Source organism: Paenibacillus caui (genome assembly GCF_019904135.1).
In the GTDB taxonomy this organism is placed as follows: Bacteria; Bacillota; Bacilli; order Paenibacillales; family Paenibacillaceae; genus Fontibacillus; species Fontibacillus caui.
Genome location: NZ_JAIOGQ010000077.1, coordinates 1 through 1,409 on the forward strand (window position 1 = coordinate 1; position 1,409 = coordinate 1,409).

Genomic DNA, 1,409 nt, shown 5'->3' on the forward strand with positions numbered 1-1,409 from the left:
GGCTCTACACCAAAGTTAGTGCTTGAACAGTCAGCTAGTTTATGCTAGTGAAAATAGCGAGCATAGTTGCATTCGACCAGAAGTCCCTGTACATACCGATCTCGATTACGGGTGAAGTAATGTCTGCGTTGAAAGGCTTTCATCCGGTTGTTTCGGCCTTCAACGGTAGCGTTCGTCCAGCGACAGCAATGATAATTTACAATTTCTTGCCGCCAATTACGAATCGTTCTGAGGCAAGCTGAAACAGCGGGATGTTCAAGTCGCTCTCCTTGTTCCAACCAGCTGTCTAACCAGATGTCTGCCGTTTTCACATCCGGGGAGCAGTCGAACCACTCGCCAAACCCTTCTTTCCAGGCATGAACTTGCTGTAACAAAGGCGAATAGCCCAAAATCTCTTTCAATTCTTGCTGCTCTTTTGCAGGCAAAGCGGCTTCCTTGGGATTCAACAGCCGATGTTTGGCTTTCAGATTCCCTTTCGCTCTTGGTGACAATGTGCTCTGTACCGTTTTTCGGACGTCCTGAACGGCTTCCGTCACATACCGATGAACATGAAAGCGATCTGCTACTCGAATCGCATTCGGAAAGCATTCTTGAATCCAGGTATGGTAAGACGGAGCCAGATCCATTACCACAGCTTGCGGACGAAGGGCCAGAAACTCCGGATGCTGCTTGGTATACGCTCGGAGGTCTTCCAATTTACGGCCCGGTAAAATGTCCAGGAGGGTTTCGCCCCGTAAGTTGTGAATGCCTGTGTTGTAGGTATGCCCTTTTCGAATGGCAAAATCGTCGATTCCCAGTACGAGTTTTGTTGTCTCTGTAGCGTCTTGCCACGCCTGTTCCTGAAGCCGCTTGCTTTCCGTGGATACCCATTGTTGGTGTTTCGTCTGAAGGGTGCTGGCTGGCATCCCATGTAACTCAGCAGTTTGCTTGACGGTGGCGACTGCTGCCGTACGGATTGCTCGCGTTTCAAAAGCTGTACTGTACCGTTTTCCCGCGCCAACGAACGCATACTGCCAAACAAACCCACAGTGACAGTGTTTACAGAACAGCCGAATCGCCGGAGCCAATACGAAAACAGTTTTGCCAAAGGCTGCAAGGTGGCGAATCTTACGTGTGGCATTCCGCCCTTTGCGTATCACGGAGTTCGTCGATTGGCAAATCGGACAAGCTTGGGTGGATGAAACCGGAGATATCTCTACATGAATCGTCTGGTTGTCCACTTCCAAGACTTGTCGTGTCTTAACCTCTGGTAAATCAAGCAAAAGATCGGTATACTGGTTGTGCATCTGTTTATTCCTTCTTCGATGGATTGGTCGCACAACCATCTTACGGGATATGCAGATGTTTTTTCTATATGTTCCCTAGCATAACGTTCTATGGGGTTCAAGCACTACGTTTTGTGTAGAGCC

Annotated in this window: 1 protein-coding gene; it reads right to left on the minus strand. The window is 48.9% G+C overall.

Features of this window, described 5'->3' with window-relative positions; genetic code table 11:
- Nucleotides 1-44: 44 nt before the first annotated feature.
- Entirely contained in the window at nucleotides 45-1,286 is a 1,242-nt protein-coding gene (locus K7397_RS21155; protein WP_223070554.1) for an ISL3 family transposase, read from the minus strand.
- Nucleotides 1,287-1,409 lie beyond the last annotated feature (123 nt).